General features: G+C 69.8%; 20 protein-coding genes and 3 pseudogenes. 14 read left to right on the forward strand and 9 right to left on the reverse strand.

Going from position 1 to position 24,651, the window contains the following annotated elements; translation table 11 throughout:
• Window positions 1–2: 2 nt before the first annotated feature.
• A complete protein-coding gene (locus tag ACOBQU_RS21925) occupies window positions 3–1,151 on the reverse strand; it encodes a lipid-transfer protein (RefSeq protein ID WP_423629014.1) in 1,149 nt (382 codons plus the stop codon).
• Window positions 1,152–1,265: 114 nt separating this feature from the next.
• On the opposite strand from ACOBQU_RS21925, the gene ACOBQU_RS21930 reads away from it, so the two are divergent.
• Window positions 1,266–2,876 (forward strand): FadD3 family acyl-CoA ligase, encoded by a 1,611-nt coding sequence (locus ACOBQU_RS21930; protein WP_423629015.1) that lies wholly within the window; start codon window positions 1,266–1,268, stop codon window positions 2,874–2,876.
• Here the strand turns inward: ACOBQU_RS21930 and ACOBQU_RS21935 are convergent.
• The gene (locus ACOBQU_RS21935) at window positions 2,873–3,259 is read right to left on the reverse strand and encodes a VOC family protein (protein ID WP_423629016.1); all 387 of its coding nucleotides are present in this window, start codon (window positions 3,257–3,259) and stop codon (window positions 2,873–2,875) included. The genes ACOBQU_RS21930 and ACOBQU_RS21935 overlap by 4 nt on opposite strands.
• Window positions 3,260–3,361: 102 nt before the next feature.
• Here ACOBQU_RS21935 and ACOBQU_RS21940 point away from each other — a divergent pair, with 102 nt between their 5' ends.
• The 6 genes and pseudogenes from ACOBQU_RS21940 (at window position 3,362) to ACOBQU_RS21965 (ending at window position 7,182) form a co-directional block, all read left to right on the forward strand.
• Complete coding sequence (locus tag ACOBQU_RS21940; protein WP_423629017.1) at window positions 3,362–3,649, forward strand: hypothetical protein; 288 nt, start codon at window positions 3,362–3,364, stop codon at window positions 3,647–3,649.
• Between the two features lie 183 nt (window positions 3,650–3,832).
• The gene (locus ACOBQU_RS21945; protein WP_423629018.1) at window positions 3,833–4,045 is read left to right on the forward strand and encodes a hypothetical protein; all 213 of its coding nucleotides are present in this window, start codon (window positions 3,833–3,835) and stop codon (window positions 4,043–4,045) included.
• On the forward strand, window positions 4,029–4,547 hold the full coding sequence (locus ACOBQU_RS21950; protein WP_423629019.1) for a DUF6879 family protein: 519 nt from the start codon (window positions 4,029–4,031) through the stop codon (window positions 4,545–4,547). The genes ACOBQU_RS21945 and ACOBQU_RS21950 overlap by 17 nt, the downstream gene beginning before the upstream one ends.
• Window positions 4,544–5,382: pseudogene (locus tag ACOBQU_RS21955) on the forward strand (helix-turn-helix domain-containing protein). The gene ACOBQU_RS21950 and the pseudogene ACOBQU_RS21955 overlap by 4 nt, the downstream one beginning before the upstream one ends.
• A gap of 81 nt (window positions 5,383–5,463) precedes the next feature.
• Window positions 5,464–5,832: a hypothetical protein gene (locus ACOBQU_RS21960; protein WP_423629020.1), complete on the forward strand. Its 369-nt coding sequence runs from the start codon at window positions 5,464–5,466 to the stop codon at window positions 5,830–5,832.
• 726 nt (window positions 5,833–6,558) lie between these two features.
• Window positions 6,559–7,182 carry a Uma2 family endonuclease gene (locus ACOBQU_RS21965; RefSeq protein WP_423629021.1) on the forward strand — a complete coding sequence of 208 codons (624 nt, stop codon included), beginning with the start codon at window positions 6,559–6,561 and terminating at the stop codon, window positions 7,180–7,182.
• Window positions 7,183–7,389: 207 nt separating this feature from the next.
• Here ACOBQU_RS21965 and ACOBQU_RS21970 read toward each other — a convergent pair whose 3' ends face one another.
• Genes ACOBQU_RS21970 through ACOBQU_RS21980 form a run of 3 tightly spaced genes read right to left on the reverse strand, consistent with a single transcriptional unit; the run spans window position 7,390 to window position 10,030 of the window.
• Window positions 7,390–8,007 carry a YdcF family protein gene (locus tag ACOBQU_RS21970; protein WP_423629022.1) on the reverse strand — a complete coding sequence of 206 codons (618 nt, stop codon included), beginning with the start codon at window positions 8,005–8,007 and terminating at the stop codon, window positions 7,390–7,392.
• A gap of 22 nt (window positions 8,008–8,029) precedes the next feature.
• On the reverse strand, window positions 8,030–8,749 hold the full coding sequence (locus ACOBQU_RS21975) for a 5-formyltetrahydrofolate cyclo-ligase (RefSeq protein WP_423629023.1): 720 nt from the start codon (window positions 8,747–8,749) through the stop codon (window positions 8,030–8,032).
• Between the two features lie 12 nt (window positions 8,750–8,761).
• Window positions 8,762–10,030: a tetratricopeptide repeat protein gene (locus ACOBQU_RS21980; protein WP_423629024.1), complete on the reverse strand. Its 1,269-nt coding sequence runs from the start codon at window positions 10,028–10,030 to the stop codon at window positions 8,762–8,764.
• A 1,491-nt stretch (window positions 10,031–11,521) separates the two neighbouring features.
• Here ACOBQU_RS21980 and ACOBQU_RS21985 point away from each other — a divergent pair.
• Complete coding sequence (locus tag ACOBQU_RS21985; protein ID WP_423629025.1) at window positions 11,522–12,076, forward strand: Uma2 family endonuclease; 555 nt, start codon at window positions 11,522–11,524, stop codon at window positions 12,074–12,076.
• Window positions 12,077–12,192: 116 nt separating this feature from the next.
• Here ACOBQU_RS21985 and ACOBQU_RS21990 read toward each other — a convergent pair whose 3' ends face one another.
• The 4 genes and pseudogenes from ACOBQU_RS21990 to ACOBQU_RS22005 all read right to left on the reverse strand — a co-directional run bounded on the left by ACOBQU_RS21990 (window position 12,193) and on the right by ACOBQU_RS22005 (window position 16,518).
• Window positions 12,193–12,396 carry a hypothetical protein gene (locus tag ACOBQU_RS21990; protein WP_423629026.1) on the reverse strand — a complete coding sequence of 68 codons (204 nt, stop codon included), beginning with the start codon at window positions 12,394–12,396 and terminating at the stop codon, window positions 12,193–12,195.
• Window positions 12,397–12,574: 178 nt separating this feature from the next.
• A complete protein-coding gene (locus ACOBQU_RS21995; RefSeq protein WP_423629027.1) occupies window positions 12,575–12,808 on the reverse strand; it encodes a hypothetical protein in 234 nt (77 codons plus the stop codon).
• A 185-nt stretch (window positions 12,809–12,993) separates the two neighbouring features.
• Window positions 12,994–13,167 carry a sigma-like protein gene (locus tag ACOBQU_RS22000; protein WP_423629028.1) on the reverse strand — a complete coding sequence of 58 codons (174 nt, stop codon included), beginning with the start codon at window positions 13,165–13,167 and terminating at the stop codon, window positions 12,994–12,996.
• 203 nt (window positions 13,168–13,370) lie between these two features.
• Window positions 13,371–16,518 (reverse strand): annotated as a pseudogene (locus ACOBQU_RS22005) (BTAD domain-containing putative transcriptional regulator).
• A 428-nt stretch (window positions 16,519–16,946) separates the two neighbouring features.
• Between ACOBQU_RS22005 and ACOBQU_RS22010 the strand changes: the two are divergent.
• The 6 genes and pseudogenes from ACOBQU_RS22010 to ACOBQU_RS22035 all read left to right on the forward strand — a co-directional run bounded on the left by ACOBQU_RS22010 (window position 16,947) and on the right by ACOBQU_RS22035 (window position 24,572).
• Complete coding sequence (locus tag ACOBQU_RS22010) at window positions 16,947–18,206, forward strand: amidohydrolase family protein (RefSeq protein WP_423629029.1); 1,260 nt, start codon at window positions 16,947–16,949, stop codon at window positions 18,204–18,206.
• The gene (locus ACOBQU_RS22015; protein ID WP_423629030.1) at window positions 18,203–19,171 is read left to right on the forward strand and encodes an LLM class F420-dependent oxidoreductase; all 969 of its coding nucleotides are present in this window, start codon (window positions 18,203–18,205) and stop codon (window positions 19,169–19,171) included. The genes ACOBQU_RS22010 and ACOBQU_RS22015 overlap by 4 nt, the downstream gene beginning before the upstream one ends.
• Before the next feature lie 20 nt (window positions 19,172–19,191).
• Window positions 19,192–19,977: an SDR family NAD(P)-dependent oxidoreductase gene (locus ACOBQU_RS22020; protein WP_423629031.1), complete on the forward strand. Its 786-nt coding sequence runs from the start codon at window positions 19,192–19,194 to the stop codon at window positions 19,975–19,977.
• Window positions 19,978–20,118: 141 nt separating this feature from the next.
• Complete coding sequence (locus ACOBQU_RS22025; protein WP_423629032.1) at window positions 20,119–21,261, forward strand: LLM class flavin-dependent oxidoreductase; 1,143 nt, start codon at window positions 20,119–20,121, stop codon at window positions 21,259–21,261.
• 100 nt (window positions 21,262–21,361) lie between these two features.
• Window positions 21,362–23,094: pseudogene (locus ACOBQU_RS22030) on the forward strand (N-acyl-D-amino-acid deacylase family protein).
• Window positions 23,091–24,572 (forward strand): aldehyde dehydrogenase family protein, encoded by a 1,482-nt coding sequence (locus tag ACOBQU_RS22035; protein WP_423629033.1) that lies wholly within the window; start codon window positions 23,091–23,093, stop codon window positions 24,570–24,572. The pseudogene ACOBQU_RS22030 and the gene ACOBQU_RS22035 overlap by 4 nt, the downstream one beginning before the upstream one ends.
• The last annotated feature ends 79 nt before the right edge of the window (window positions 24,573–24,651 follow it).

A 24,651-nucleotide genomic window follows, 5' to 3' on the forward strand; every position in this document is an offset into this window, starting at 1 on the left:
TCTCAACTCCTCAGCAGTACCGCGGACGTGGGCACCCCTTCGCCCGCCGTGACCAGGCAGGTCGCCGCGTCCGGCACCTGCGCGGTGCTGGTGCCGCGCAGCTGCCGGACGCCCTCGGTGATGAGGTTGAAGCCGTGGACGTAGGCCTCGCTGAGGCCGCCGCCGCTGGTGTTCAGCGGCAGTCGGCCGCCGATCTCCAGGGCGCCGCCCTCGGTGAAGGCGCCGCCCTCGCCGCGCCCGCAGAAGCCGTAGCCTTCGAGGGAGAGCGGGATGAGGGGCGTGAACGCGTCGTAGATCTGGGCGACGTCGACGTCCTGCGGCCCGAAGTCGGCCTGTTTCCACAGCTGCCGGGCGGCGGTCCAGGAGGGCCCGGACAGCGGGTCGTCGTTCCAGTAGTTGACCATGCCGTGGTGCTGGGACGGCAGCCCCTGGGCGACGGAGTGCACGTACACGGGCCGCTGGCGGCAGTCCCGCGCCCGCTCGGCGGAGACCAGGACGCAGGCCAGGGCGCCGTCCGTCTCCAGGCAGTTGTCGAAGAGGCAGAGCGGCTCGCTGATCCAGCGGGAGGTCATATACATGTCGCGGGTCAGCGGGCGCTCGTACATGATCGCGGCCGGGTTCTGGTTGGCGCGGTTGCGGCAGGCGAGGGCGACATTGAAGAAGTGGTCGCGGGTCGCCCCGTACTCGTGCATATAGCGGCGCGCGAGCATCGCGATCTCGTCGACGGGCCGCAGCAGGCCGAAGGGCCGGGTCCACTGGGCGGGGGTGGGCAGCTGGACCGTCGTGTTCCGCCACGGCCTGGGCCCGCTGCCGCGCTTGCGCGACCGCCACGCCACCCCCACGCTCGCCTGCCCGGTGGCGATCGCGGCGGCGAGGTGCCCGAGGGTGGCGCAGGAGCCGCCGCCCCCGTATCCGACCTTGCTGAAGAAGGTCACGTCCCCGGCGCCGATGGCCTTGGCCACCTCGACCTCGTCGGTCTCCTCCATCGTGTACGAGGCGAAGGCGTCGACCTCGGACGGGTCGAGGCCCGCGTCGGCGAGCGCGGCGAGGACGGCGCGGCAGGCCAACGCCTTCTCGCTCTCGGGGAGTTGTCTGGCGAAGGAGGTCTGCCCGATGCCGACGATCGCCGCCGCGTCCTTGAGCCCTGCCATGGCCACCTCCGTGCCTGCCGTGCCCCGCCCGCCCGTTGCTGACAGGCCGTCAGGCTACCGCTAATCTGACGGGTAGTCAGCTGACGGTGTGGGCCCGGAGCCGGGGAGGCGGGTATGCGCGGCGGTGCGGACGCGGGGGCGCGCGGCGATCTGGAGTGGGGCACGGTCCCCCGCCTGGTGCGGGCGGCGGCCGAGCGGTACGGCGGGCGCGAGGCCGTGATCGAGGGCCGCACCCGGGTGTCGTACGCCGAACTGGGCGAGCGCGTGGAGCGGGCGGCGGCCGCGTGCCTCGCGGCGGGCGTCGAGCCCGGGGACCGGGTCGCCGTCTGGGCGCCCAACACCCTGGACTGGATCGTCTCCGCCCTCGGCGCGGTGACCGCGGGGGCGGTCCTGGTGCCGGTCAACACCCGCTTCAAGGGCGCCGAGGCGGCGTACGTGCTCGAACGCTCCCGCGCCAAGCTGCTCTTCATCACGGGGACGTTCCTCGGCGCGTCGTACGTGGCCTCGCTGCGCCGCTCCGGCGCCGAACTCCCGCACCTGGAGCAGGTGGTGGTCCTCGCCGACAGCGCGCCCGCGGAGTACCGCACCTGGAAGGACTTCCTGGCGGGCGGCGACGGCGTGAGCGCGCGGCAGGTCCGCGCGCGGGCGGACGCGGTGGCCCCGTCGGCCCCGTCCGACATCGTCTTCACGTCCGGCACCACGGGCCGCCCCAAGGGGGCCGTCATCACCCACGCGCAGACGCTGCGCTGCTACGCGATCTGGAGCGACCTCGCCGGGCTGCGCGAGGGCGACCGCTACCTCCTCGTGAACCCGTTCTTCCACACCTTCGGCTACAAGGCCGGGATCATCGCCTGCCTGACGCGGGGCGCGACGATGATCCCGCAGCCGGTGTTCAGCGTGGACACCGTCCTCGCGAACGTGGCCGCCGAGCGCGTCTCCGTCCTGCCCGGCCCGCCCACCCTCCACCAGTCCCTCCTGGACCACCCGGCGCGGCACGCCCACGACCTGTCCAGCCTCCGCCTGGTGGTGACGGGCGCGGCGGCCATCCCGCTGACCCTGGTCGAACGCCTCCACCGCGAGCTGCGCGTCGCCACGGTCCTCACCGCGTACGGGCTCTCCGAGGCGTCCGGCATCGTCACGATGTGCCGCCGGGGCGACGACCCCTCGGTCATCGCGGCCACGTCGGGGCGGGCGATACCGGGTACGGAGGTGCGGGTGGTGTCGGCGGCGGGCGCGCCGCTGCCGCCCGGCGAACCGGGCGAGATCCACGTCCGCGGCCACAACGTCATGCGGGGCTACTACGAGGACCCGGAGGGCACCGCGCGCGCCCTCACCCCCGACGGCTGGCTGCGCACCGGCGACGTGGGCGTCCTCGACGCCGCGGGCAACCTGCGTGTCACCGACCGCGTCAAGGACATGTTCATCGTCGGCGGCTTCAACGCCTACCCCGCCGAGATCGAGCGGATCCTCACCACCCACCCCGCCATCGCCGACGCCGCCGTCATCGGCGTCCCCGACGCCCGCCTCGGCGAGGTGGGCCGCGCCTATGTCGTACGCCGCCCCGGCGCGGCCCTCACCGCGGACGACGTCATCGCCTGGTCCCGGCGCGAGATGGCCAACTACAAGGTGCCGCGGGAGGTCGCCTTCGTCCCCGACCTGCCGCGCAACGCGAGCGGCAAGGTCCTGAAGACGGAACTGCGCAGGCGGGGCCTGCCGCCGTCCTAGCCGCCGGTGGCGGCGCGCTCGGCGGCACTCCGCTCCACGCAGAACTCGTTCCCCTCGATGTCAGCCATCGTCACCCACCCGAGCCCGTCCGGCTTCCGGTGATCCTCGACGACGGTCGCCCCGAGCCCCAGCAGCCGCTCGACCTCCTCCTCCCGCCCCCGCTCCTGCGGCTGAAGGTCGAGGTGCACCCGGTTCTTCCCGCTCTTGGCCTCAGGCACCGCGATGAACAACAACGACGGCCCCCCGGGCACACTGACCACCGCCTCCGGATCCCCCGGACGATCATCCGCCGCCAACGCTCCCCCCAACACCTCGGCCCAGAAGGCCGCCAGCCCGTAGGCATCAGAACAGTCAAAGGTGACGTGCCGCACACGAGTGGTCATGGGCGGCACTATGGGGGAGCGGGGTGCCCCTGTCCAACGATTTCCCCGCGGGGCTGACGCCAGGAGGGGCTGGCCGGGGCGGCCGACCTCTCGCTGAGTACCGTGCGCAAGGTCGAACAGGGCGGAGACGTACGGGTGGAGACCCTGCACGCCCTCGCCCGCGCGCTGGGCGTCAGCACGTCGGCGCTGTTCGCCACCGAAGCGCCCCGATCCGTGGTCGGCCCCCAGGACGACGCCAACCGGCGTCACCTCGTCGAACTGCGCCGCGCGCTCATGCCGCCCATCGGTCTCGCCGCGCCTCTGGCGGGGAGGCTGCTCCGCGCCGAAGCCGGTACCGACCCCGACCCGGCAGCGCTGGGCGTGGTCTGCGACTGCCCGGAGCACTTCTGATCCCTGCCCCCGATGGCTGCCCGCGCTGGGTGGTCGTCGGGGGCTTCGTCGTTGGTAGGGCACAGATCGAAGATCGTTTATTCCAAGACACGAATAGTCGTGCTCTGTCATAGACGCCTCTCCGTGATCTGCCTAGCGTCGTTCCCGAGGGTCGGGAAGCGCCCGGCCGGAAGGGGGGCCACGATGGCAGGCAGAGAGCGCCTTACCCGCCTTACGGGAACGGCCAACGGACCGAACTGTGACGACGACGACTGCCCCAACGTGTACGCCACGGGGCACGGCACGTTCGTGGTTCAGGGAGACGCATACGAGGGCTTCACAGTGCCAGACGGCGAAGGTCTCGTGGAGATTCCTGAGCACATTCTCAGGGAGGCTGTGCGTGCTCTCGGATGGTGAGTGGCGGAAGGTGTTCGATTCCTTCCAATACGATGCATGGCGCTTTGAAGCTCAACCGACCTACACCATGCCGCGCGAAGCTCAGAATGTGGCTCGCTTTCTGCGGGGCGAGGACAAGCCCGCTGACCACAATGCGAAGTGGCACACGCGCGTCCGGGAGTATCGCGAAGCAGGTAAGAAGATCGGGCGGGTACGCGTTGTGCGGCAGCCCCTAACGGACTACCAGCGGTACCAATTCGCATGGGGAATCCCTGGGAACATTGCAGCGGGTGAAGACATTCGAATCCTGGATGTCACACACGACGACTACGGCCTTCCTGTTACTGGGCAAGATTGGTGGATGTTCGACGAGTCGACCGTTGTTCATCTGAACTTTCGGCCAGACGGAACGCAGATCGGTCGTGAAATTCACGAAGGTGACGTGGAACAGTTTCGGGTATGGAAGCACACGGCCCTTGCCGCAGCAATCCCTTTCGCCGAGTACATGAAAGAGCACGGGTGACGCTTGAGCCAGATCAGTTGGGCCGGTCGAAGGCTGACCTAGCTGAAACTCTGCGCGACTTGCGAAAGCGAGCCGGTCTCACTGGGGATCGGCTCGCTAAACGTTGCGCCATGAGTCAGTCGAAGATCAGCAAGATCGAGACGGGCAAGACCACGCCTTCACTCGTAGACGTCGAACGCATATTGCGGGCCGTGGACGCCCCTCCGGAACTTGTCAGCGAAGTGATGGCGCTAGCCAGGATGGCTAACACCGAGTGGCAGGACAAGCGTTCCTCTTGGCGGCGGGGCTTGGAGAAGCGGCAAGCTGAGCTGGCGGCGTTGGAATCCGAGTCGACGGAGTTGCGCTACTTCCTGCCGTCCATGCTCACTGGCCTTCTTGCTACACCTGAGTACGTAAGAGCCAGTCTCACGCATTCCCCGGGGATAAGACCAAGACCGTTGCGCGAAAGCTGGAACGTCAGGCCGTCTTGTATGACACATCAAAGCGATTCACCTTCCTCCTCACCGAACAGGCCATCAGATGGGCCATCGTTCCCCCGACAGCGATGGCAGTTCAGATTGATCGACTCACGTCACTTTCCCGGCTGCCCAACATCCGGATTGGCGTAGTTCCGAACGGCACAAATATTCCGCGCGGCCCGTTGAACACATTCACCATCTATGACGATCGTCTAGCAACTGTCGAGACCTTCACAGGAAGGATCGTTTTTCAAGACGGTCGTGACATAGCCCAGTATCGGGAAATCTTTGAAATGTATGCAGGTTTCGCGATCTACGGCGACGGCGCCCGCGAGTTTCTAGCCACATGTGTGCAGTCACTCTTACATGATCTTTAGGCGACAACAGGAATTATTCTGGGGCCACTTGAAACTCTCCTCTACCTTGATTGCAAACATGAAGAGGGCGGAGGGGAAGACGTGGGCAAGCAGGCAGGCGGCACGCGGAACGTGGTTCGCGTATTGCCGTGGAAGACGAAGGACGGCAAGGAATGCTTGCTTCAAAGTGATGACGCCGGGGGCGTACTCAGCCGTCTCGCGGATGAGATGGAAGCTGCGCAACTCGGCATCGGGGAGAAGGTGCTTCTCCATGCTCACGAACTCCTCTCCAACCCCCGCGCCACGGAACCCGAAATGCGTTATCTGGCACGGCAGTTGACGGAGTGCCTGGGGGACGCCTTGAGGGTCGCTGAGAGCCGGGGCGACCGTCTGGGAGTCAGCGGCACCGAAGACGACCAGGACGACGGAGAAGACGAGGGCCCCACGTTGCCCGCTGAGGCGTTCGGATGAGCACCCGTGCTGTCTACCGCTACGTGGCCCACACGATCCAGCACGAACCCGAGGGTGGCGTTACGGCGGAACTGTTCTGCACGTCCATCGGATGCGGCGAGTCGTCCGGCCCGCAGGCTGATCCCGAGACCGCCCAAGACTGGGCGCTGAGGCACACCGGCCTGAACCCCGGCCACGACCTGTTCCGGCGCGAGTACACCCACCATGCGCGCGTGACCCGCGCCGCCCCAAGGCCCGGCCCGCTGGCGACGGCGAGAAGAACAGTCAGCGTGCCGGACGGCGACGCTCCCGACCGGATCCGCCTTCGTGCAGGGGCAGGACGTGCCCCCTCTGAGCCGACGTGCTCAGGCACTCGCCCCGGTCCGCCCGTTGGCTCGGGTGCCGCTTCTCCGGGAGCGGTGAGGGCGTAGCCAGCGTGCCCCGTCGTGCACCGCCCCTGCGGTGTGCGGCGGGGCTACGTCTCTGCGCTGACCAGGGCCGACCTGTGGAATTCGTAGTCCGGCGTGTTCGGATCGGCCGCAGTCACCGACCCGAGCCCGCCCGGCCTGCGGCGACCCTCGACGACGGCTGCCCCGAGCACCAGCAGCGGCTCGGCTTCCTTCCCCTCCGACCGGTCGATCGACGCGGCGGTGCAAGCGTTCCCCACTCACACCTGCGAGTGGCGCTACCGTCAATCAGGTACAGCACCACCCTCTTCCCAGCACGATGCCCTCCATGGGAGCAGTCATGGCCGCAGAAGCAGACGGCGAACACGGCGAGCAGCAGGTGTCGGCCAACTCCGAGAACTGGATGTACCCGCCGGAGGACGGCTGGACGTGGGACCAGGTTCAGGAGCTGGACGTCCCGTTCGACTGGCATCTAGTGGATGGGAAGATCGTGGTCCGTGGGGTGGCGAAGTGGTGGCATCAGCAGGTGCGGGACGAGCTGTGCTTCCGTCTGAAGCTCGCCAAGCGGGCGCCGTACGCAGTCAACAGCGAACAGCCGGTCCTGTTCGATGAGCAGAACGTCCCCAAGCCCGACGTCATCGTCTTCGACAAGACCGGCCTGGACATCGAGACTCTGGACTGCATTCCCGTCGCGAACGTCGCCCTGGCGGTCGAGATCGTCTCGCCCGGCTCACGCAAGGACGACCGCTTCCTCAAGCCGGGCATGTACGCCGAGGCGGGCATCGCCTCCTACTGGCGCGTCGAGCGGGGCGAGGACAGCGTCCCGGTCGTCCACGAGTTCTGGCGCCACCACGAGACGGGCGTCTACGCCCCCAGCCCCGAACAGCCCACCCACACCGGCAAGCTGATCACGGACGTGCCCTTCCCGGTCGACATCGACCTGCGCGGGCTCATCGAGGTCTGAGGGTCCGCGACCGGCCCGCGGAGACCGGGGTTGAGCGGCTGCCCCGGGCCTTGCCGCGGGATCATCCTTGCGGGGCAGCCGGAATGAGGAGTGGCAGCGCCGGGCCAGCCGCGCCACCGTCCGGAAATCCCAGTGGAAGTGCCCCCCGTACTGGCCGCTGTCTTCCCAGCGGCCAGTACGGGGCCCTTCGTGTTTCTGATGGACGTGTCAGACCCGTCGGCTCTGCCAGGCGCCGCCAACTAGAGTCACGTCTCTGAAACTTCCCTCTGCGACCCGCCGCTGGACTTCTTCCCATTCGCGGAGTACTCGACGTTTACCATCGGGGATATCAAGCCAGTCGGTGCGACTGGTCACTTTGCCCGCATAGACGGGATCCCATGCGATTCCATAAAAGGGGCCGATGTCGGGGAGAAGCGTGGCGAGGCAGTGAAGAGTTCGGCGGTGGTACCACTTGCTGACTGCGGTGACCTTCAACCCCAATTCCAGGGCTTCGTGCAAGTGGGGGAGGGAAAACTCTACGTTCTGCCAGGTGTGAGCTGCCTGATCTTCCCACCTGATGACACTTTCGGGCACTCCGCGCTCCGTAAGAAGATCACGGAAGATGCGGGCTTCCACGATGCCTGTGTGCCGATTGACACCTCCCGTCGCGATGATCAGCGGCGCAAGCCCTTCGTGATAGCGCCGCGCTGCGATCTCGACTGGCTGCGTCTGGTTCGTCCCGAACAGGAGATGCGCGGTTGGCTCATCTTGCGGTGGTGGCGCTTCGATGTCGACGAAGCTCACGATTTCATGAACCTGCTCTGCGCTGAGATCGGTACCGCTCATTGCGCCCCTATGTGGAGAGTGCTTACGGCTTCCGACTCTTCAATGCTGGGATCTCTGCGATCATTTCTTGGCTTACGGATTCCCAGTAGACCCCTTGAGGCCGCTCGTGGGGCGGGCATGTGATGATCCTGTCCGGGGTGACGATGAGGTCGACCCTGAAGTCATGGGCAGATTCCGGGATCTCCCTGTCGACCACTTGCAGTTCATGCACTGTGGTTGCGATAAGAGTTCCTGGTCCCATCAGTCCGGCCTCTTGCAGAAGAGCGACCTCGATGTCGGCATATCCAGCACCCTTACCGAGGCGTACCCCTTGGTGGTTCACGGCCACGCTGCCGCAGATGATCAGGTCAATGGGTAGCATTTCCGTAAGGTCAACCGGAGTTGCATGCCGCGTAGCGGTGCGCCTTTCGGCGGCTTCGCGAGGCGGGATGGTCAAAGCGTTGGGGTCCAGGAAGTAAAAGGGCTTCTCAGTGGCGAGCTTTGGCGCAGCCATGTATAGAGCCTTCCCTTCCTGGAGGGCTCTTTCTCTGACTGGCGTTTGAGCCTTGTCCGGGACGGCCTTGACGACGCGAGCCGCCTTCCAGGATGGATGGTCAGCGAGACGGGAAGCGGCGGCGTCCGCGCCTATGAACGCGGGGATGCGTCCGGCTGCGCTGCGCGATACTGCCTTCTCGCTTTCAAGGACGCCCCACACCAGCTCTCGAATCGCTTGCTTTTCGTTCCGGACGGTGTCAGTGCTCACCCGTTACCTCTCTCAATCAGCCGCGATCAGCCCGAAAAGCCGACCACCGAGATCGCGAACACTTGGCAAGTCGTTCCAGGCTTGTAGTTCTTTTCCCGCCTTGAAGATCAGGTTCAGTCCGCCGCCCCCTCGGTTTACCTCGACGACGTCAATCGCCTCGTGGAGCGCCGCAATCGCCTCATCCACCTTTCTTTGCCGCATGAGAGCGAGTGCTAGATTGCCGAGGACGATGGCTTGGGATTTTGAGTTCGTGCGTACTTCTGTAACCGTGCTGGCCAGCAGGGATTCAGCACGCGGGGAGTCTCCGAGGAACAAGAAACAGGACCCGGCAAGGCGGCCGAACTGGCCCGGTGAGGACATCGCGGCCCCGGCATCGTTGCCGTCGGCCTTCCCGAAGAATCGCTCTGCCTTGCTGAGTGATTCTTCACATTCCCTTCGCTGTCGCAGCATGGCATGGGCTTCCGCCGCGTGCAGGAAGGCTAGCCCACTGAGGATGTTGCTGACTCCCTTCACTGTGGAGGCTGTCTGCTGAGTCAGGTCGAGCCCGTCAGCAGGTTGTCTATCTCCATACAGCGAAATGAACGAGGTGCGGAGCAGCGCCCTGCCTTTCGATACCGGATCCTTCAGCTCCTGTGCCGCCGCTGCCGCTTGCTCAAAGTATCGGCGACAATGAGCGTGTTCAGTTCTCCCTGACGCATCCCACACCAGTTGCCCCATGAGCGTCGAAGTCTCCGCTACGGCAGCATGCAGGTCCCGCTTCACGGAGTATGAGGCGCTATGACTCTGCCATTGCGTGAGCTTCCCAAGAATTCTTCCAGCTTCGGCGACCAGTACCGTAGATGGCTCGGTGGTGTACCTCGAATCCAGGTCCTGCACCTGTTGCCTCAAGGCCGCAACAGTCACCAGGTCCAGACTTTCGCCGCCTTCGGTGAGAGATGGTCTCTCAGTTTCGCCACGTACCAACGAAGGTTCCCGCTCCCACTCCCTTGCCGGTACCCCCAGCATGTCCCCGGGAATGCCAAACCCGTCGCAGATTCGTTCGATGACCTCTTGGCCGCGAATTCCGCGGACGCCACGGATGATGTCACTGACGCGTGCACTGGTCATCTTGCCGACCGCAGAGGCAATCGCGGCATAGCTGGAGCCGGTACGCCTATTGACGAGACGGAATATCTCTTGGAAGTCGCGGGCCGCGCAGGCTCGGCGCATGGCGTCGCTGTGGAGCAGCGCATCGGGGATCGTCAGTGCGTATCCGATGCGTCGGCTTGCTCGATCGTCCATGAGCGCCCCCAGAGAGACGGAAGTGACTCCCTTCTCAGGGTAGCCGTGTACCCCAATGGGGTTCCCCAAATGAGCTTGCGGGGTTCCCCGTTGGCCGTTCCGTGAAACCACTGAGTCGGTGAAGCTCTTCAGGCGGCAGGACTCCCGCGACGAGTGAACGTCCGGGGCGTGGCCACCAACCGTCAGGGGGTTGACGACAATGTCCAGAACCACGACCAGAGCCCTCACGAGTCGCCAGCGGATCAGCGCGGACACCGACGCGCGGCTGGGCGAGTACACGACCTACGCGCCCTCCGGGGAGACGTGCCCCGTCTGCGAGAAGGGGATCAAGACGCTGGAGCGCTGCCGCCGGGTCGAGCTTGAGCGGGCCTCTGGTAGCCCGGTCGTTCGGTACAGGCATGTGGAGTGCCCCCGGTGACGGCCCTCGCTCCGTACGGCCATCCCGACAGCAGGCGGGCGGTATGACGCGGGCAACGTATCGGTTCCGTGCGCACACGCTGAAACCGGACCACCGGGAAGACGCCGAACCGCTCAAGTACTCCATGGAGTGCCAGCACTGCGGAAAGGCCAGCGAGCCCAGCGAGCACGCGACACATGGCACGGCATGGGCCGCTGAACACCTCAAGAGCCACCCCGGTCATCTGGCCTATCGGGAGCGCATCACACGGTCGTACCAGTTCGAGCCCGGAGAGTGGCTGTGACAACGCGAGACCAAGAACTGCTGGCCCCAACCCAAGAGGTCACGGGCACAGTCGGGGATGACGTGCTGACCGTCCACAAGCTCAGCGGACGAAAGCCGGTGTGTGGAGCAACCGGCACGGTGTACCAGTGGCAGCGGGCCATCACGTGCGCTGAGTGCTTGAAGGCGCAGCAGGACTGATGCCCTGCCCGGTCGCGCGGGGCGACTCCTGTGGTGGCTGCGAGGAGTGCAACCCGGAAATCTTCCTTCCCGCGCAAGATCCGTACTTCGGTCCTGGGGAGCCCGGCGGAGACTTCGACGGCCACGAACAACCCTCCGGGCATCCTCACTGAAGCACTGCTCGTGAGCAGCCCCGTCTGTGCGTGCTTCTCCGCAGTGCGCGGTGGGCGGTAACCAACCGGCTCCCCCTCACCCGTCGCAGCACCTGACGGGTGAGCGAGGGAACGGCGACGCTCCCGACCGGATCCGCCTTCGTGCAGGGGCAGGACGTGCCCCCTCTGAGCCGACGTGCTCAGGCACTCGCCCCGGTCCGCCCGTTGGCTCGGGTGCCGCTTCTCCGGAAGCGGTGAGGGCGTAGCCATCGTGCCCCGTCGTGCACTGCCCCTGCGGTGTGCGGCGGGGCTACGTCTGTGCGCTGACCAGGGCCGACGTGCCGCGCGAGTGTGGCCATGGGGGAGCGGTGTGGTGCTGGTCCAACGAATTCCCCGCAAGGCGGGACCCGACAAGGCTATGACGGTACGGACGGTACGGACCATACGAGCCATACGGCGATCTTCTCCACGGGGGTGTGCGTGACCGCTGAGGCGGGCGCCGAACGGCAGGCGCGGGGCGGCATCGAGAACTGGATGTGTCCACCGCTGGACGGCTGGACATGGGAAGAGGTTCAGGAACTGGATGCCCCGTTCGACTGGGACCTCGTGGACGGGGCCGTCGTGGTGCGCGGTGCGGCGCGGGTCTGGCACCAGTTGGTGCGGGACCAAATGCGCTTCGAACTGGGGCTGCCGGGGCGGGCACCGTATGCCGTGAACGGCGGCCAGTGGGTCGCCCTCGACGAGCGCAACGTCCTCAGACCCGACGTGATCGCCTTCGACAGCACCGGCCTCGACGTCACGGCCCTGACCGCTGTTCCCGCGGCGAACGTCGTCCTGGCGGTCGAGATCGTGTCCCCCGGCTCACGCAACAGTGACTACTTCCTCAAGCCGGGCATGTACGCCGAGGCGGGCATCGCCTCCTACTGGCGCGTGGAGCGGGGTGAGGACAGCGTCCCGGTCGTCCACGAGTTCTGGCGCCACCACGAGACGTCTACGCTCCCAGCCCCGAACAGCCCACCCACACCGGCAAGCTGATCACGGACGTGCCCTTCCCGGTCGACATCGACCTGCGCGGGCTCATCGAGGCATGACCCCCGCACACGCGGGCCGGAGGCCGAACGATGGCTCGCCCTCCGGCCTTGGTGTCTCCGTCAGCCTTGCGGCGGGGTGGGCAGGTGCCCGTCACCCAGCGGGTCGAGCGGAAGGTGCCCGTCGCCCTGCGGAACCACCGGGGCGTGGTGATCACCGGGAGGAGCGGGCAGGTGGCCGTCACCGGCGAAGGCCGGGACGGAAAGGACGCCGGTGGTTGCTGCTGCTATCGCCAGCGTAACGAGGACCTTCTTGGTGTACGCCATAGGGGACTCCCTTGAACGAAGGGTCGCGCGCTTATGGCTTCACGATAGTGAATATGTGGCGGGGGGCTCAGCCTGGACGTGATTTCCGTCAGTGATTGGCTCAAACCCTCTGGGCTGCCGGTCGGCCTGTCCGGGCCCCGAGGGTGAGCGGCCGATCACCCCCGGGGCGGAGCGTGCGTCAGCCTTGCGGCGGGGCAGGCAGGTGCCCCTCGCCGAACGGCGATGCCACCGGGAGGTGCCCCTCGCTGGGCGGGGCGGGCAGGTGCCCCTCGCCCTGGGGCGATATCACCGGCAGGTGGCCCTCACCCTGCACGGCCGATACGCCGTCGGCGGCGATCGCCGGAGCGGCGGCACCCGCGGTGGCGGCGACCATCACGCCGAGCGTGACGAGGATTCTTCTGGTTCGAGTCATTTCAACTCCTCGGAGGGGGAGAAACTTTCAACAAACGACTCTAGCCGTACAAAGCACCCTATGTTCGAACAATTCCCGCTAAAAGCTGGCCAGTTGGCCAGATCTCGCCTTGCCCCGGACAAGCCTCGGCCGCGGCGGCTCCCCCTCCGCGCCGCCGCGGCCGATCCCCGTCGGGAAGAAGGTCCTCAGTCCTTGGGCGGGGCAGGGATGTGGCCCTCGCCCTTGGTGGTGATGCCGCCCTTCGGTGGTGCCGGGATGTGGCCCTCGCCCTGCGGCGTGGCCACGGGGCCGTCCTCCGGCGGGGCGGGGATGTGACCCTCGCCCATGGGCTTGATCTTCTTCTTCTTGGCTTCGCTCATGGTGACACTCCTGCTTGGTGCGGGGCTCCGGGACTAGACCGCCCGCTCGGCAACTCCCCCGAGGGTCGCCGAGCGGGCAGTCCAGGGCCGCTCACGATAGCTGTGGGGCCCACGCGACCCGTCTGCCCCCCGACGCGACGGATCGTTGGAATTAAGACTGGCAGTCGGTCATAAACGTTCGATGAACGTGCTCGACAGCGGTGTCACGCGGCTGCCACGGGACGGAGGAGGACGCGCACCTCATCCGCCTCCGACGATCCCGTCTCCTCGTACAGTGACAAGGCCTTGTTCCAGCACGCGCGGGCGCGGTCGAGCTGCCCGAGGCTGTCGAGTGCCCTGCCCAGGACGGTGAGGACGTTGGCACGCATCCAGTCGCCTCCGACGCCGCCGGTGGCGAGGGCCTGCTCGGCGTGCCTCGCGGCCTGCGCGGGGTGGTGGGCGGCCAGGTGGACCTGGGCGATGCGGTAGTGGGCGGTCCCCTCCCACAGCCGCTGCCGGTTCTCCATGAAGACGTGCAGCGCCTCGGTGAGCTGCTCGATGGCCTCCGCGTGGCGGCCCGCCTGGCTGAGACTGATACCCAAGGCGTACTTGGCGTTGGCCAGTCGGAAGGTGAGGCCGAGCTCGTCGTAGATGGCCATGCCCTGCCTGGCCAGTTCGATGGCCTGAGTCGTGCGCCCCAGCATGACGACGACCCTGGACCAGTTGCACAGCGCGCTCGCCTCGCTGTGGCGGTTGCCGTCGCGGCGGAAGGCGTCGAGCGCCCTGAGTACGTGGGTCTCGCTGATGGCGTACTGGCGCATGCAGAAGGTGTCGATGGCCATCTCATTAGCCGCGTTGCCCCGTGTCCAGGGGTCGTCGGCCTCGTCGGCGAGTTTGGCCGCGCGTTCCAGTTCGGCGGCCGCCAGCTCGAACTGGCCGATCTTGATGAGTACTTGGGCGAGACTCACGCGAGCGCGGCCTTCCGCCCGCGGGTCACCCGCCTTTGCGGCGGCATCCCGCACTGCGCGTGTCGCCACCTCGTACCGCAGGGAGCTAGCCCCCGACTCCGCCAGATCCTTGGCCGCGAGCAGGAGATCCACCGCCCGACGCAGGCTGTCCGCCCCCAGTGACTGCTGGACGCACGCCAGGATGCACGCGGCCTCCGCGTGGAGCCAGTCCAAGGCCCTGTCGTCCTCGGTGAAGCCCCGGACGGGATTGCCGACAGCCTCCAGGTGATCCACCGTCTTGTCGCCAGGACGTTCGATCGCGTACACGCGGGCCGCCGTCGCCAAGTAGAAGTCCAGCAGCCGCGACAGCGCCGCCTCCCTCTCGGTCGGAGGGAGTTCGTCGCGTTCGGCGCAGGCGCGGGCGTAGAGGCGTACGAGGTCGTGGTAGCGGTAGCGGCCGGGGGCGGCGGATTCCAGGAGGGAGGTGTCGACCAGGGACTCCAGGAGGTCCTCCGTGTCCTCGACCGGCAGGTCGAGGACCGCCGCGGCGGCGGTGAGGGAGATGTCGGGGCCGTCGGCGAGGCCGAGGAGGCGGAAGGCGCGGGACTGGGCGGGCTCCAGCTGGCCGTAGCCGAGTTCGAAGGTGGCCTTGACGGCGAGGTCCCCGGCTTGCAGCTCGTCGAGGCGGCGGCGCTCGTCGGCGAGCTTCGCGGCGAGCGTGGACACGGTCCAGGTGCGGCGCGCCGCCAGGCGGGACGCCGCGATGCGGATGGCAAGCGGGAGGAAGCCGCAGGCGGCCACCACGTCCAGGGCCGCCTCGCGCTCGGACGCGACCCGCTCCTCGCCGACGATCTTCGTGAAGAGCTGGAGCGCCTCGTCGGGCGACATGACGTCCAGGTCGACGAGGTGCGCCCCGGCCAGGTCCACCATGCGCGTACGGGACGTGACGAGCGCGGCGCAGCCCTCCGTGCCGGGCAGCAGGGGCGGACCTGGGCCGCGTCGCGGGCGTTGTCCAGCAGGACCAGGACGCGGCGGCCGTCCAGGACGGACCGGAACAGCGCCGCCCGCTCCTCCAGGGAGTCCGGAATCGCGGAGTCCGCCGTGCCGAGGGCGCGCAGGAAGGCGCCGAGGACGGTCTCGGGCTCCGCGACGCGCGGCCCCGCGCCCTGGAGGTCGACGTACAGCTGCCCGTCAGGGAAGTGCGGGCGCGCGGCGTGCGCGACGTGCACGGCGAGCGTGGTCTTGCCGACGCCGCCGATCCCGGCGAGGGCGGAGACCGCCATCACGCGGCCCTCCGCCGTCGACAGGATGTCGCTCAGCTCCTTGACGAAGGAGACACGGCCGGTGAAGTCCTGCACGGTCGCCGGAAGCTGCGCGGGGCGCACCACCCCGGCGGACGGCTCGGCCGTGGGCGCGGAGGGCTCCGCGAGCGCCGGGTCGGCCTGGAGGATGCGCTGCTGGAGCTCCTGGAGGCCGGGGCGCGGGTCGACGCCGAGTTCGTCGGCGAGCAGACGGCGCGTGTCGGCGTACACGGCGAGGGCCTCGGCCTGGCGGCCCGAGCGGTACAGGGCGAGCATGAGGAGTTCGCGCAGGCGCTCGCGGAGCGGGTGCGCGGCCGTCAGGGCGGTCAGCTCCGAGACGGACTCGGCGTGGCAGCCCTGTTCCAGGTCCATGTCAAGCCGGGACTCCAGGAGCTGGAGGCGCCACTCTTCGAGGCGGGTGCGCTGGGCCTCGGCGTAGGGGCCCGGCACATTGGCGAGGGGCTCGCCCTCCCACAGGTCCAGGGCCTGGTTGACCAGGGCGCGGGCCCGCAGCAGGTCGCCGAGGCCGCGGGCCCGCTCGGCGGCGGTCCACAGGGACTCGGCCTCGGTGAGGTCCAGGGTGCCGTCGGCGGCGCGCACCGCGTACCCGCCCGACTCGCTGACCAGGGCGCCGGGCGGCAGGACCTTGCGCAGCCGGGAGGCGTACGTACGGATGGCGGCGAGGGCCTGGGAGGGGGTTCCTCGCCCCAGATGGCGTCGATCAGCTCGGACGCGGTGGCGGTGCGGCCGTCCCGCAGGAGCAGCGCGGCCAGCAGCGCCCGCTGCTGCGGCGAACCGGTGGCCAGCGGCCGCTCCCCGAGCCAGGCCCGCACGGGCCCGAGCACGCTGAACCGCGCCCCGACCGCCGCGTGCCCCTCGGCGCCGGACGCCCCGCGCCCGTCAGTCCCGGACGGCGCCCGCCCGTCAGCTCCGGACGCCCCGCGCCCGTCAGATCCGGACGGCGGACGCCCCTCGGCCCCGGCCGCCCCGCGCCCCTCGGCACCAGAGCCCGCGCCAGCACCAGAGCCCGCGCCAGCACCGGACCCGGCACCCGTCCGGGCGCCAGGCAACGCGCTACCCGCCGCCGGATGCCGCTGCTCCGGAACTCGCGGTAGACCGTCCATCGCTCCCCCTGCTGCCCTGCCGCACGCGGCTGCCCCTGTCTGATCAAGTGCGCCCAACTGCGTCCGGCTGTGCCCAGTTCGTGCCTGCTCGTGTCGCTCCATGCCTACTCGTGCCCGTTCGTGCCTCACCCCGCCCGCCGCGCCCGTCACGTCCGTCGCGTCCGTGGCGTCCGTCACGTCCATCGCGTTCGCATGCATCCGTAAGCATCCATATGCGTCCGTATGCATCCGTACACGTCCGTACACGTCCGTACGCGTCCGCGGCGGCCGCCACGGGCCCTGGCTGCCCGGTGAGACTCGCTCCGGCACAGTTTGCCTTGTCCGGACCTGATGCGTCAGCCGTGCGAGACGGCTCTCACAGGCTTGCCCCACTAGTGACGCGATCCGGACAACTGACGGATCGTCAGATCGGCGCTACCGTGGACGGCATGGAGACCATGGAGAGCACTCAGGGCGCAGGCGGCTCCGCGCAGCCGTTCCCGAGGATCATCTCGGTGGACGACCACACGGTGGAGCCCGCGCACGTCTGGCGGGACCGCCTGCCCGCGAAGTACCGGGACCGGGGGCCTCATGTCGTGCGTGCCCCGCTGAGGGAAATGACCTTTCTGGGCGGTAAGTTCGCCCCCGTCATGGGGGAGGAAGGCGACGAAGGGCCCATAGGCGACTGGTGGGTGTACGAGGACCTGCGCCGCCCCCTGACCCGGCTCGACACGGCCGTGGGCTACGACCGGGACGAGATCCGGCTGGAGGTCATCACCTACGAGCAGATGCGGCCCGGCTCCCACAGCGTCCCGGAGCGGCTCGCCGACATGGACGTCAACCACGTCCAGTCCGCCCTGTGCTTCCCGACCTTCCCGCGCTTCTGCGGCCAGACCTTCACCGAGGCCACCGACCGCGACCTGGCCCTTTCCTGCGTACGGGCGTACAACGACTGGATGGTGGAGGAGTGGTGCGGCCCCGCCGCGCGAGGTCGGCTGATACCGCTCACCCTGATCCCCCTGTGGGACCCCACCCTCGCGGCGGCCGAGGTGCGGCGCAACGCGGCGCGCGGCGTGCGCGCCGTCGCGTTCTCCGAGATACCGCCGCGGCTGGGCCTCCCGTCGATCCACACCGACGCCTGGGACCCCTTCCTCGCCGCCTGCGACGAGACCGGCACGGTCATCGCCATGCACATCGGCTCCAGCAGCAAGATGCCGTCCACCTCGGCCGACGCGCCGCCCGCCGTGGGCTCCACCATCACCTTCGCCAACTGCTGCTACTCCATGGTCGACTGGCTGATGAGCGGCACGTTCGAGCGCTTCCCGCACCTGCGCGTGATGTACGCCGAGGGGCAGATCGGCTGGATCCCGTACATCCTGGAGCGCGCGGACGTCGTCTGGGAGGAGAACCGGGCCTGGGGCGGCGTCGCCGACAAGGTGCACCGGCCGCCGTCGGAGCTGTTCGCCGAGCACGTGTACGGCTGCTTCTTCGACGACGCCTTCGGGCTGCGCAACCTCGACGCGATCGGCGTCGGCAACGTCCTGTACGAGACCGACTACCCGCACTCCGACTCCACCTGGCCCAAGTCCAGGGAGGTCGGCGAGGCCCAGATGGGCCACCTGGACCCGGTGACTGTGGAGCGCGTCGTGCGCGGCAACGCCATCGACCTGCTCGGCCTCACCGAGGACGGGCTGTGGCCGGGGGCGTGAGCGACGGGAGCACGGGCGCCGGGGGCGCGGGCGCCGCGCCCGGGAGGCTCGCGTACGGCATCCAGCTCCCCGTGCAGGCCCGCAGCGTGCTGTTCGCCGAGCCGTGGGAGGCGCAGGCGGGCCCGGACGACCTGGTGGCGGTGGCGGGCGCGGCGGACCGGGCCGGGTTCGCGTACGTGGCCTGCTGTGATCACGTGGCGGTCCCGCGCAGGCTCGCCGACACCATGGGCACCACCTGGTACGACCCGGTCGCCACCCTCGCCTACCTCGCGGCCCGCACCGAGCGCGTACGGCTGCTGAGCCATGTCGCGGTCGTCGGCCTGCGCCACCCGCTGCTCACCGCCAAGCAGTACGCGACCCTGGACCACCTCAGCGGCGGGCGTCTGATCCTCGGCGTCGGCGCGGGCCACGTGCCGGAGGAGTTCGCGGCGCTCGGCGTCGACTTCGCGCGGCGCGGGCCGCTGCTCGACGAGGCCGTGGACGCGCTGCGCGCCGCGCTCGGCCCCGAGGAGTTCCCCGAGCACCACGGGGCGGCGTACGACTTCGCCGGTCTCGGCCAGCGGCCCCGGCCCGCGCAGGCGCGGGTGCCGCTGTGGGTGGGCGGCTCCTCGCCCGCCGCCGTGCGCCGCGCCGCCACGCGCGGAGACGGCTGGCTGCCGCAGGGCGACGCGCGCGCCGAGCTGCCCGCGAAGATCGACCGGCTGCGGCGGCTGCGCGCCGAGGCCGGGGTCACCGACCCGATCACCATCGGCGCCATCGCCGAGCCGCTGTACGTGGGCGAGCCCACCTGGCCCGTCGGGCGGCGCACCCTCAGCGGCCCGCCGGACGCGCTCGCCGAGTCCCTGCGCGCGTACACCGCGATGGGCGTCCGGCAGGTCCAGCTCCGCTTCCGCAGCCGCGGTCGCGGCGAACTCACCGACCAGATCGCGGCGTTCGGCTCCGAGGTGGCGCCGCTGCTCGACTGACCCCACTCAAGGAGGCCCGCATGGGCAAGCTCGACGGGCGCGTCGTCATCGTCACCGGCGGCGCGCGCGGCCAAGGCGAGGCGGAGGCGCGGCTCTTCGCCGCCGAGGGGGCGCGGGTCGTCGTCGGCGACGTCCTCGACGACCAGGGCGAGGCGCTCGCCGACGACCTGGGGGAGCGGGCCCGGTACGTCCATCTGGACGTCGGCAGCGAGGACGACTGGCGCGCGGCCGTGGCCGCCGCGCGCGACGCCTTCGGCAAGGTCGACGGCCTGGTGAACAACGCCGGGATCCTGCGCTTCAACGAACTCGTCAAGACCCCCCTGGAGGAGTTCGAGGAGGTCGTCCGGGTCAACCAGACCGGCGCGTTCCTCGGCATCAAGGCGGTCGCCCCGCACATCGGGGACGCGGGCGGCGGCACCATCGTCAACACGTCCTCGTACACGGGCCTGACCGGCATGGCGTACGTCGGCGCCTACAGCGCGACCAAGCACGCCGTCGTCGGCCTGACCCGCGTGGCCGCCCTGGAACTCGCCCCCCGGGGCATCCGCGTCAACGCCATCTGCCCCGGCGCCGTCGACACCGCCATGAGCAACCCGGCGCGCCTCGACCCCGCGGCGGACGCCGAGGCCGCCGCCCGCGGCCTGGACGCCCTCTACCGCAAGCTCGTGCCGCTGGGCCGCGCGGGCACGCCGGAGGAGGTGGCGCGGCTCGCGCTGTTCCTGACCGCCGAGGAGGACTCGGCGTACATCACGGGCCAGCCGTTCGTGATCGACGGCGGCTGGCTGGCCGGGGTCGCCCCGATCTGACGGGCGCCCCCTGCCTGACGCGCCATCAGCTCCGCCCGCCACCGCCTATTGACGCTGCCCACCCCCGGTGGAACAGTCGGAGACATTCAAATCTGACGCTCCGTCAGAAACGTGAGGACGTCGCGAGGACGGTGAACCGCCTTGGAATTCGGGCTCTTTGTGCAGGGATACGTCGGCAGGCGAGCGCGCACCGACCCGCTCGCCGAGCACCGGGCGCTGATGGAGGAGACCGAGTACGTCATCGCGGCGGACAAGGCGGGCTTCAAGTACGCCTGGGCCTCCGAGCACCACTTCCTGGAGGAGTACTCGCACCTCTCCGCCAACGACGTCTTCCTCGGCTACCTGGCCCACGCGACGGACCGGATCCACCTGGGCTCCGGGATCTTCAACCCCCTCGCCCCGGTCAACCACCCGGTGAAGGTCGCCGAGAAGGTGGCCATGCTCGACCACCTCTCCGAGGGCCGCTTCGAGTTCGGCAGCGGGCGCGGGGCCGGGTCGCACGAGATCCTCGGCTTCCTGCCCGGCATCACCGACATGGACCACACCAAGGAGATCTGGGAGGAGACCATCGCCGAGTTCCCCAAGATGTGGCTCCAGGACGAGTACGCCGGTTTCCAGGGCAAGCACTGGTCGCTGCCGCCGCGCAAGGTCCTCCCCAAGCCGTACGGGGCCTCGCACCCGGCGATGTGGTACGCGGCCGGGTCCCCGTCGTCGTACGCCATGGCCGCGAGGAAGGGCCTCGGGGTGCTCGGCTTCAGCGTGCAGAAGGTCTCCGACATGGAGTGGGTCCTGGAGCAGTACAAGACCGCGATCCGGGACGCGGAGCCGGTCGGGGACTTCGTCAACGACAACGTGATGGTGACGTCCACGGCGATCTGCGCGGAGACCCACGAGCAGGCCGTGCGCGTCGCCGTCGGCGGCGGCCTCAACTACCTCCAGTCCCTCCTCTTCCGCTACCACGACACCTTCCCCCGGCCCGAGGGCATCCCCCAGTGGCCGGAGGTCCTGCCCGACTACACCGAGGACATCGTCGAACTCCTCATCGCCGAGGAGCTGATGATCTGCGGCGACCCGGACGAGGTCCTGCGGCAGTGCGAGCGGTGGGAGCGGGCGGGGGCCGACCAGCTGTCCTTCGGGCTGCCGATCGGGGTCTCGTACGAGGACACGATGACGACGATCCGGCTGATCGGCGAGCACGTCATCCCCAAGATCGATACGGATCCGGCCCACCGGACGACGCGGTTCCGCGGGAGCGGTGGCGGAAACAGCCCGTCCGGCGTTTGAGGACGAGCCGCGAAGCGGCGAAAAGGGCGGTGCTGGGCGCCCACGCCAGGAAAGGGCGCCTCGCGAAGGACGACATCCACACCGCTGGAGGACGTGACCCATGCTTGACCACCTCATCCAGGGCGCGACCGTCGTGGACGGCACCGGCGCGCCCGCCCGCACCGCCGACGTGGGGATCCGCGACGGCCGCGTCGCCGCGGTGGCCCCCACGGTCACGGAGGAGTCCCGTACCCGGGAGCGGGCCGACGGCCTGGTCCTCGCCCCCGGCTTCGTGGACCCCCACACCCACTACGACGCCCAGCTCTTCTGGGACCCCTACGCCACCCCCTCCCTCAACCACGGCGTCACCACCGTCGCGGGCGGCAACTGCGGGTTCACGCTGGCGCCGCTGCACCCGGACCGCCCCGAGGACGCCGACTACACGCGCCGGATGATGTCCAAGGTCGAGGGCATGTCCCTGGTGGCCCTGGAGGAGGGCGCCCCCTGGTCGTGGCACTCCTTCGGGGAGTACCTGGACGCCCTGGAGGGCCGGATCGCGGTGAACGCCGGGTTCATGGTGGGCCACTGCGCGCTCAGGCGGTACGTGATGGGCGCGGACGCGGTCGGCGGGCAGCCGACGGCCGGGCAGCTGGACGAGATGGTGGCGCTGCTGCGGGAGGCCATGGACGCCGGGGCCTGGGGCCTGTCCACCACGCAGTCGGCCACGCACTCCGACGGCGACGGCGCGCCCGTCGCCTCCCGGCACGCCCGCCCCGAGGAGCTGATCGCCCTGGCCCGGGCGGTCGGCCAGCACGAGGGCACCCAGCTGGAGGCGATCGTCGCCGGGTGCCTCGACCGGTTCGAGGACGCCGAGGTCGACCTGCTCGTGGAGCTGAGCGCGGCGGCCGGGCGCCCGCTGAACTGGAACGTGCTCACCATCGACGCGGCCGTCCCCGACCGCGTACCGCGCCAGCTGCTCCCCAGCGAGCGGGCCCGGAAGGCGGGCGGCCGGATCGTCGCCCTGACGATGCCGATCCTCACGCCGATGAACATGAGCCTGGGCACGTTCTGCGCGCTCAACCTCATCCCGGGGTGGGGGACGTCCTCGGCCTGCCCGTCGACGAGCGGATCGCGCGGCTGCTGGACGCGGACGTGCGGGCGGAGATGCTGCGGCGCGCCGCGAGCCCGGAGGCGGGCATCTTCCGGCGGCTCGCCCGCTTCGACCGGTATGTCATCGGTGATACGTACTCACCGGAGAACGAGGGGCTCACCGGGCGGGTCGTCGGCGACATCGCCGCCGAGCGCGGCCTCGACCCGTTCCGCTGCCTCGTGGAGATCTGCGCCCGCGACCGGCTGCGTACGGTCCTGTGGCCCATGCCGACCGACAACGACCCGGCGTCCTGGGCGCTGCGCGCCGAGACCTGGCAGCACGAGGACGTACTGCTCGGCGGCTCCGACGCCGGGGCGCACCTGGACCGCATGTGCGGAGCCCCGTACACCACCCGCTTCCTCGGGGACTGCCTGCGCGGGCGCCGACTGGTGGGCCTGGAGCAGGCGGTGCGGATGCTCACCGACGACCCGGCGCGCCTGTTCGGGCTGCGCGAGCGCGGCCGGATCGCCGAGGGCTACCACGCGGACCTGGTCCTGTTCGACCCGGAGACGATCGGCGCGGGCACGGCCACCCTGGTGCACGACCTGCCCGGGGACAGCCCCCGCCTGGACTCCAAGGCGCTCGGCGTACGGGCCGTATGGGTCAACGGCGTCGAGGCGATCCGCGACGACGTGGTCACCGGGGCGGTGCCGGGCAGGGTGCTGCGGTCGGGCCGGGACACGCGGACGGTGAGCACCAAGTGAGCGACGCGCAGCGGCTGTTCATCGGCGGGGAGTGGGTCGAGCCGGACCACGGCCACTACGAGGTGATCGACCCGGCGACGGAGGACGTCGTGGGCCTCGCCCCCGAGGCGAGCCGCGCGCAGGTGGCCGAGGCCGCGCGGGCCGCCCGCGCGGCCTTCGCCACGTGGTCGCGTACGCCGCCCGAGGAGCGGGCGGCGGTCCTGTCCCGCACCGCCGACCTGCTCCAGCGGGACTTCACCGCGCACGCCGAGCTGGCCCGGGCGGAGACCGGCGCGACCACCGCGACGGCGCGCGGCATGCAGGTCGCGGTGGCGGTGTCCCGGTTCCGGCGGTACGCCAGGGGCGCGCTCGAACCCGTCGAGACGGGGGTTCCGCCGCAGGTCAACGAGGCGGGGCCGCTGGGGCGCGCGGCGGTGATCGGCGCGGTGGAGGTCCGCCGCCCCGTGGGCGTCGTCACCTGTATCACCTCGTACAACAACCCCTGGGCCAACCCGGCGGGCAAGGTCGCCCCCGCCCTCGCCGCGGGCAACACGGTCCTGGTGAAGCCCGCCCCCCAGGACCCCCTGTCCGTCTACCGGCTGGCGGCGGCCCTGGCGGAGGCGGGCGTGCCGCCGGGCGTGGTGAACGTGGTCAGCGGCAGCTCCGCCGAGGTCGGCGAGGCCGCCGTGGAGTCGCCGGACGTCGACATGGTCAGCTTCACCGGCTCCACGGCGGTCGGGCGGCGCATCGGCGAGGTGTGCGGGCGCGGCATGAAGCGGCAGCTGATGGAGCTGGGCGGCAAGGGCGCGGCGCTGGTCTTCGCGGACGCCGACCTGGACGCGGCGGCGGCCGGGATCGGCACGACGTTCTCCTTCTACAGCGGCCAGATCTGCACGGCGCCGACGCGCGTCCTCGTCGAACGCGCCGTCCACGCGCCCCTGGTGGAGCGGCTCGCCGCCTACGCCTCCCGCCTGCCGGTGGGCGACCCGCGCGACCCGGCCACGGTCGTCGGCCCGGTGATCTCCGCCGCCCACCGCGACCGCGTCGAGTCGTACGTGGCCCTCGGCCGCGAGGAGGGCGCCCGCGTCGTCACCGGCGGCACCCGCCCCGCCGCCCCCTCCCGCGGCTTCTACGTGGCCCCCACCCTCCTCACCGACTGCGCCCCCGCCATGCGCGTCGTCAGAGAGGAGATCTTCGGCCCGGTCGTGGCGGTCGTCCCCTTCGACGGCGGCGACGACACCGACGACATCGACGACACGGCGGTCGCCCTCGCCAACGACACCGAGTACGGCCTGATCGACTACGTCTGGTCCGGGGACGTCGCCCGCGCGTTCCGCGTGGCGGGGCGCCTGCGCACGGGCGGGGTCGGCGTCAATACCGTCGGCCGCAACATGGAGGCCCCCTTCGGCGGCTTCAAGTCCAGCGGCGTCGGTCGCGACTGCGGGTCCTACGCCCTCCGCGCGTACACCGAACCCCAGACCCTGACCTGGCCGAGCTGACCCGTCGCGGGGGCGCCCCAGACCCGCCCCTTTCCCGAAACCATGGGGCTCCGCCCCCTGGCACCCCCGCCCATCGCCG

The sequence above is a fragment of the Streptomyces sp. G45 genome, assembly GCF_049542095.1.
Taxonomy (GTDB): domain Bacteria; phylum Actinomycetota; class Actinomycetes; order Streptomycetales; family Streptomycetaceae; genus Streptomyces.